General features: G+C 58.3%; 7 protein-coding genes, 1 tRNA gene and 1 pseudogene. 6 read left to right on the top strand and 3 right to left on the bottom strand.

What is annotated here, in order from left to right:
• Positions 1-179: 179 nt before the first annotated feature.
• Positions 180-875 (bottom strand): uracil-DNA glycosylase, encoded by a 696-nt coding sequence (gene ung, locus EGM97_RS25915; protein WP_172679660.1) that lies wholly within the window; start codon positions 873-875, stop codon positions 180-182.
• 140 nt (positions 876-1,015) lie between these two features.
• Here ung and EGM97_RS25910 point away from each other — a divergent pair, with 140 nt between their 5' ends.
• The gene (locus EGM97_RS25910) at positions 1,016-2,128 is read left to right on the top strand and encodes an enoyl-CoA hydratase/isomerase family protein (protein WP_238965243.1); all 1,113 of its coding nucleotides are present in this window, start codon (positions 1,016-1,018) and stop codon (positions 2,126-2,128) included.
• A gap of 100 nt (positions 2,129-2,228) precedes the next feature.
• Here EGM97_RS25910 and EGM97_RS25905 read toward each other — a convergent pair whose 3' ends face one another.
• Positions 2,229-2,615, bottom strand: a complete 387-nt coding sequence (locus EGM97_RS25905; RefSeq protein WP_238965244.1) for a hypothetical protein — start codon at positions 2,613-2,615, stop codon at positions 2,229-2,231.
• A gap of 321 nt (positions 2,616-2,936) precedes the next feature.
• Between EGM97_RS25905 and EGM97_RS25900 the strand changes: the two are divergent.
• The 5 genes and pseudogenes from EGM97_RS25900 to EGM97_RS25880 form a co-directional block, all read left to right on the top strand.
• A pseudogene (locus EGM97_RS25900) lies at positions 2,937-3,593 on the top strand (GGDEF domain-containing protein); the annotation flags it as partial.
• Positions 3,586-3,804, top strand: a complete 219-nt coding sequence (locus EGM97_RS25895; RefSeq protein ID WP_238965245.1) for a cysteine-rich CWC family protein — start codon at positions 3,586-3,588, stop codon at positions 3,802-3,804. The pseudogene EGM97_RS25900 and the gene EGM97_RS25895, both read left to right, overlap by 8 nt.
• Positions 3,805-3,840: 36 nt before the next feature.
• Complete coding sequence (locus EGM97_RS25890) at positions 3,841-4,533, top strand: pseudouridine synthase (RefSeq protein ID WP_238965246.1); 693 nt, start codon at positions 3,841-3,843, stop codon at positions 4,531-4,533.
• A 311-nt stretch (positions 4,534-4,844) separates the two neighbouring features.
• Complete coding sequence (locus EGM97_RS25885; protein ID WP_238965247.1) at positions 4,845-5,729, top strand: alpha/beta fold hydrolase; 885 nt, start codon at positions 4,845-4,847, stop codon at positions 5,727-5,729.
• Between the two features lie 157 nt (positions 5,730-5,886).
• Positions 5,887-5,960 (top strand) — tRNA-Gly (locus tag EGM97_RS25880).
• A gap of 571 nt (positions 5,961-6,531) precedes the next feature.
• On the opposite strand, the gene EGM97_RS25875 is transcribed toward EGM97_RS25880, so the two are convergent.
• The gene (locus EGM97_RS25875) at positions 6,532-6,726 is read right to left on the bottom strand and encodes a hypothetical protein (protein WP_238965248.1); all 195 of its coding nucleotides are present in this window, start codon (positions 6,724-6,726) and stop codon (positions 6,532-6,534) included.
• Between the last annotated feature and the right edge of the window lie 145 nt (positions 6,727-6,871).

Below are 6,871 nucleotides of genomic sequence, written 5' to 3'. Positions count from 1 at the left end.
ATGCTGGCTCGCAAGCTTGCTCGGATCGTATTCGCTCTGCTGAAAGGGCAAAGCGAATACCAACCAAAAGCGGCTTGAGGGCTTCCCCTCAACCATAGAATCTCCCACAATGGATTTGCGGCATAGGCAGATCAGCGTGGGAGCGAGCCTGCTCGCGATGGGGCCCTCAAAAACACCCGCTAAACCGGCGGCAATCGCCAATCGATCGGCGCCTCGCCGTGCTGTTCCAGAAACTTGTTGGCACGGCTGAAATGCCCGCAACCCAGGAAACCACGATAAGCCGACAACGGCGACGGGTGGACCGAGGTCAGTACCAGATGCTTGGTTGTATCGATCAGTTTCTGCTTGCTTTGAGCATGGGCACCCCATAGCAGGAACACCAGGTTCGGCTGATGTTCGCTGACCACCTCAATGACCCGATCGGTAAAATGTTGCCAGCCCTTGCCCGCATGGGAATTGGCGTTGGCGCGCTCCACCGTCATGGTGGTGTTGAGCAGCAATACGCCCTGGTCGGCCCAGCTCTGCAGATAACCGTGGTTGGGGATGTCGATGTTCAGGTCGCGTTTGAGCTCCTTGAAAATGTTCACCAGCGACGGCGGCGCCGGCACGCCTGGTTGTACTGAAAAGCACAGACCATGTGCCTGGCCTGGGCCATGATATGGATCCTGGCCCAGGATCACGACCTTGACCTTGTCCAGGGGTGTCGAATTGAGAGCATTGAAAATCAGGGACGCCGGTGGATAAATCTGCTTGCCGGCCGCGTACTCCTGGCGCAGGAATTCGCGCAACTGAGCCATGTAGGGTTGGTCGAACTCGGCGCGCAGTGCCTGCTTCCAGCTCGGCTCGAGTTTGATACGGTCGTCAGCAGTCATGATTGCACCCTGTAAAAACAATGGGCGCACCCTAGGAAAGCCCACGAGGCTTGTCAATTGATCCGACAGGGCTTTGGGGTCCGATCCGGCATTTTCCTGGGCAGCAGTCATACTGACTATTCAATTTTCTGATCGAGGTCACGATGAATCTGCACTTCGAAGAACTCATCGGCATCGACGGTGCCCGTATCGGCATCGCCACCCTGGATGCCGAAAAATCCTTGAACGCCCTGTCCCTTCCCATGATCAACGCGCTGCGTGATCGTCTCGATGCGTGGGCCCGAGAGCCACAAGTCGTCTGTGTGTTGTTGCGTGGCAAGGGCACCAAAGCGTTCTGCGCCGGCGGTGAAGTCCGCAGCCTGGTGGAAGCTTGCCGTACCCATCCCGGCGAGGTGCCGACGTTGGCGGCACAGTTTTTCGCCGCGGAATACCGCCTGGACTTCAATCTGCATACCTACCCCAAGCCATTGATATGCTGGGGTCACGGCTATGTACTCGGCGGCGGCATGGGCTTGCTGCAAGGTGCAAGCACGCGAATCGTCACGCCCAGCAGCCGCCTGGCGATGCCGGAAATCAGCATCGGGCTGTATCCGGACGTCGGCGCCAGCTGGTTCCTGTCCCGCCTGCCGGGCAAGTTGGGCCTGTTTCTTGGGTTGACCGGCGCCCATATGAATGCTCGAGACGCCATCGACCTGGGACTGGCCGACCGTTTCCTGCTGGACAATCAACAGGACGATCTGATCGAAGGGCTGCTTCAGCTCAACTGGCAGGAACAGACCGACATGCAGCTCAACAGCCTGCTCAAGGCGTTGCAGCAAGAGGCGCTCGATCAACGGCCCGAGGCCCAATGGCTACCGCGCCGGCAGCAAATCGACGAATGGCTGGATGTCAGCGACGTGCGTTGCGCCTGGAAAGCCCTCAGCCTGCTGGTCGAACATCAAGACCCGTTGATTGCCCGGGCAGCCAGGACCATGACCGAAGGATCGCCCTTGACCGCTCATCTGGTATGGGAACAGATCGAACGGGCCCGGCATCTGTCGCTGGCCGGCGTGTTCCGCATGGAATACACGATGAGCCTCAACTGCTGCCGACATCCCGAATTCAGCGAAGGCGTGCGGGCCCGGCTGATCGACAAGGACCACAAGCCACGCTGGCACTGGCCGGACATCAATTCCGTACCTGAGGCGGCGGTGCAAGCGCATTTCTATAAGGCCTGGGAGGGCCGGCATCCGCTGGCGGATCTGACTAACGAGTAAAAGCACTGGATGAAATCCTGTGGAAGCAAGCCCGCTTCCACACGTTTGGTTGCACGCAAAAAAAGCGGCGCTCAATGCGCCGCTTTCAACTGTCTGAAGATCAGCGGTGACTGCCCCGTCCATCATGATCGCCCCGTCCCCGATGATCATGCCCGCCACGCCGGTTGTCATCCCAACCGCCTCGGTCACGGCCATCCCAGCCGCCCCGATGCGGGTAGGACCGATAGGCTGCCCGCGGTGGAGAATAGTAGCGAGGGCCGTGTTGGTAATAGCGCGGAGCCGAGTAGTAGCGTGGCGCCGGTTGGTAATAGCGTGGTGCGTAATAGCCACGCGGAGCCGAATAGTAATAACTGCCGCCGCCGTAATAGACCGGCGCCGGTGAGGTGTAGACTTCGGAACGGTAATAGCTCGTGTCTCCGTCGTAATAAGGCACGCAGGCCGAAAGAGTCAAACCGAGAAACGCAGTAAGCAACAGTCGTCGATACATGGCGGCCTCCTGGACCGCGGATGGGCCACATCAGCGACGCTGATGGGCGGCAGTCATTTGTGGGTGACTGACGCATAGTCAGACAGCAAAAATGACATCTGGTGCGTTTTAGCAATAAGTTGAAACATGTAGCGTTTTGCCCATTCGCATTCTCGCTGCGGGCACAAATCCCGTCGCCATTTGCCACGAGCCACTAAACTGATTGCATCCATCGCCGTTCAGGGAATTGCCATGTCGCCTCGTTCGCCGTTGTATTCCCAACGTAAACCGCTCCTGATGCTGATGGCCCTGTTGAGTGTGGGTTTCCTGGTGGTTTCATTGCTGGGCTATTACCTCACCCCTACCTCGGTGCGGGACAATCTACTCAAAGTGCTGTATCTGAACCTCCTGATTGGCCTGTTGATCACGGTGACGGTGATGACAGTCCTGTATCGAATGCTCAACGGCTTTCAGCTACGCATCGACGCCCAGGCCACGCTTGACAGCCTGACCGAACTGCCCAACCGCCGAGGCTTCGATCTGCTGGCTGTGCAGGCACTCCACGAAGCACAGCGCGAGCCCAGGCCCTTGACGGCGCTGCTACTGGAACTGGACGATTTCAAACGACTGGACGCCGTTCACGGTCACGTGGTCAGTGACCAACTGTTGAACGGGTTTGCTCGCGACCTGTCCGACACCCTTCGGCATTCGGACATCGTCTGTCGCTGGAGCACCGAAGCCTTTGTCGTACTGCTCAAAGACACTGACGGACAGACCGGTCTGAAGATCGCCGAGAAAATTCGCCAACACATCGAAGGCCAGCGCTATTACTGCAGCGGAAAACAGCTATTGGTGACCGTTAGCATCGGCGCTACCACACTGCAGGACGAAGACACCTTGCAGAACCTGCTGTCTCGGGCCGATCATGCGTTGCAACGCGCCCGACAGATCGGAAGCAACCGGACCTGCATGGAAATGCCCCACTCCAGCTATGAATAAATCTGATCTCTGCCCAGCCTGCGGCGCCCCCAATGACTGTTCCCTGGCTAACCCGATAACAGCCGACCGGGCCTGTTGGTGCTACGGGGTGAACATCGACCCGGCAGTGCTCGAAGCCTTGCCAGCCGAGCTGCGCGACAAATCCTGCCTGTGCCCGCGATGCGCCCGGGTGGACGACCAATTGCGCGCCGATGCCCGACCGATCGCGTAAGATGCACGCCCTCCGCTTTCTTGTCTGAACTGCCCCATGCGCGTTGACCGTTTCCTCAGCAATCTGCCCCGTTTCAATCGCCAACAGGTCCGGCTGTTGCTGGTGGAGGGTCGAGTGCGGATCGACGGCCAGGTGGTCAGCGACCCTCTTGCTCAAGTCCGAGCGTTCAGCCATGTCGAGGTCGACGACGAACTGCTGCAGGCAGGCCGACCGGCGCGCTATTACATGCTGCACAAACCTGCCGGCTGTGTCAGCGCCACCCGTGACCCGCAGCACCCGACCGTGCTCGACTGGCTGCAGGAACCGGACAAGGACGAGCTGCACATCGCCGGACGCCTGGACTTCAATACCACGGGGCTGATGCTGATCACCAATGACGGCAACTGGTCACGACGCCTGACCCAACCCCAGACCAAATTGCCAAAGGTCTACTACGTCGAGACCGAGCAAAGCATCACCGCCGAATACGCGGTCACCTTCACCCGCGGCCTGTACTTCGCCTTCGAAGACCTCACGACCCAGCCGGCGGAGCTGACGTTGCTGGGGCCCAATTCGGCGCGGCTGAGCATCGTTGAAGGGCGTTACCATCAGGTCAAGCGCATGTTCGGCCACTTCGATAACAAGGTGTTGCGCCTGCACCGGGAACGCATGGGCCCCTTGGTGCTGGACGCCGATCTCGAGCCCGGCCAATACCGCGCGTTGAGTCCCGAGGAAATCCGCTCGATCTGATCGATGACCGCTTGGCAGAAAGTGTCGAACAATTTCCAGAAGACCCCTTGCGCAACGGCAATACCCCTGCTTGAATCAAGCCGTCGGCCGAAATGTGACCGATGAGTCACCCCATACCTCTAAGAAACTTTTTGTCGGTCCGAACCCTTTGGTTCCGCCTTGCCCACCGACAATCTGCCCGCCTATAACAACACCCGTCGACCGGCTTCTGTGGATCGACATGGGCCTTGATCATTCAGGCGTATGCCTACCTGTCACATTGCCCGTGCAATCTCATTGCGCGCATACCCGCTTGCCAGGAGTTCTATGACATGAGGCCAGAAATCGCTGTGCTGGATATACAAGGTCAGTATCGGGTTTACACGGAGTTCTATCGCGCAGACGCCGCGCAAAAGACCATCATCCTGGTCAACGGCTCGCTGGCCACCACTGCGTCGTTCGCGCAGACCGTCAAAAACCTCTACCCACAATTCAACGTGGTGCTGTACGACCAGCCCTACGCGGGCAAGTCCAAACCCCACAACCGGCACGAGAAAATGCTGACAAAGGAGGATGAAGGCCAGATCCTGTTGGAACTGATCGACCATTTCGCCGCCGAGCACGTGCTGTCGTTTTCCTGGGGGGGTACGGCCGCGCTGAACGCCTTGGCTCAACGCCCACGGCGCATCGAAAAAGCTGTGATCAGCTCGTTCTCCCCGGTGCTCAACACCCCAATGCGCGACTACCTGGAACGTGGTGTCGACTACCTGAGCAATCTGGATCGCGACCGGGTCGGACACTTGGTCAACAACACCATCGGCAAGCATCTGCCGCCGTTGTTCAAGCGCTTCAACTATCGTCACGTCAGCAGCCTGGCCGAACACGAATATGGGCAGATGCACTTCCACATCAGCGAAGTGCTTCACAGCGACTTGCGGTGCTACGTCAGCGCGGCGAAGAAGATCAACGTGCCGGTGCTGTTCCTCAACGGCGAGTGGGACGAATACACCACCCCCGCCGACGCCAGGCTTTTCGCTGACCACGTGCAGGACAGTTCCTTCAGCACGGTGCAGGCAACCGGACATTTCCTGGACATGGAACACAAGGCCGCCTGCCGCGACAGCCGCAACGCCCTATTGAACTTTCTCCAGCCTACCCACCATGGGAGCCGGCCACGCTACAGCTACGTGCAGGACTACCATGCACTGGCAATCTGAAGTCGAGTCTTCGCGAGCAAGCCCCACGCCTGTTTGCCAGGGGCTTGCCTGCGAACGACCGCTCTGGCTAATGCGCTGGCAGGACGGATGGACTCGTCGCGGGTAAAGAAAAACTTCAAATCCGCGCCTACATCTGGTACAAAGTCAGCCGCCCAGAGCGGGTGTCGTATAATGGCATTACTCCAGCTTCCCAAGCTGATAACGAGGGTTCGATTCCCTTCACCCGCTCCATATCGACCAGAACGATGATTCATCTTCCGCGACGCCATCGAGAAGGGTGCTCTTCTGCATACCGACTCTCCAAACGATTCCGTATACAGCCCGCCTGTCATAAAGCAGCTCCCCTTCAGATGCCCATAAGCCGTAACGCTGCTCGATCAGTTATGGACGGGAATTGCCGAGCTACAGCTGGAGATAGCAGCCAGGGAACGCACAGTGACAAGGTTGTTTCGGAACCTTCGGTAGCATGAAAACGCTATCGGAGCGACAGGGAATCAAACATGCTTTGCAACAAAAACGACGACGGCGAATAGAGCCAAAGCAAACGCTGCCCCGATGCTGAACGGCAACAGTGTCACGCGGAAACTGTTTGGGACCGGGCGGCTCATTTCCTCTGCTAAAGCCTCTACCTCGCGATGTAGCTGTTCGATGTTTGCTTGGTTACTTCGATGTGTGGACACGTCTTTTTCTCCTCCGAGGTCGCGGGCCCCGCTGCGTCGGTGAGCCCTTTCCAGCAATGTGAGCTGTGTGATAGCAAAACCCAAGAAGGGGTGGACATCGGCGCATTGTGGCGAACCTGCTCTCAGACTCTGATCCAAACACTCGCAATGGCGACAAACGCGGTCACCACCCCTGCCCCTACTGCGTATGGGTACCAGAAGGCTTCGTGCTTCAGCTTCGTTTCTTCAGCCGTGAGCTTACGCGCCTCAGCCAACAATTTTCGGGTTTCGACGAGGAGTTTATCGAGCTCTGAATTGTCGCGGTCGTTCTGGAGCATTGATCCTCCTTCTAGCGTCTTGGCAGCCGCCTTAAGGATCGTGTCCCGGGAAGTGGTGTAACTCATCATGGCTCTGGCCACTGAGTTTGCCGTTTAGTTGATCACGGCCGACAGCTTGGCCTGTGGATTATCGCTGACTGCTTCA

This window comes from Pseudomonas sp. AF32, from assembly GCF_022342325.2.
Lineage (GTDB): Bacteria > Pseudomonadota > Gammaproteobacteria > Pseudomonadales > Pseudomonadaceae > Aquipseudomonas > Aquipseudomonas uvaldensis.
The sequence above is the reverse complement of the archived record's forward strand: the minus strand, read 5'-3'. Positions and strand labels throughout refer to the sequence as shown.

Excerpts from the sequence above, each read along its gene's own strand:
- EGM97_RS25905 (WP_238965244.1), bottom strand. The coding sequence starts at position 2,615 with ATGTATCGACGACTGTTGCTTACTGCGTTTCTCGGTTTGACTCTTTCG.
- EGM97_RS25875 (WP_238965248.1), bottom strand. The coding sequence starts at position 6,726 with ATGCTCCAGAACGACCGCGACAATTCAGAGCTCGATAAACTCCTCGTC.
- EGM97_RS25910 (WP_238965243.1), top strand. The coding sequence starts at position 1,016 with ATGAATCTGCACTTCGAAGAACTCATCGGCATCGACGGTGCCCGTATC.
- EGM97_RS25885 (WP_238965247.1), top strand. The coding sequence starts at position 4,845 with ATGAGGCCAGAAATCGCTGTGCTGGATATACAAGGTCAGTATCGGGTT.
- EGM97_RS25895 (WP_238965245.1), top strand. The coding sequence starts at position 3,586 with ATGAATAAATCTGATCTCTGCCCAGCCTGCGGCGCCCCCAATGACTGT.
- EGM97_RS25890 (WP_238965246.1), top strand. The coding sequence starts at position 3,841 with ATGCGCGTTGACCGTTTCCTCAGCAATCTGCCCCGTTTCAATCGCCAA.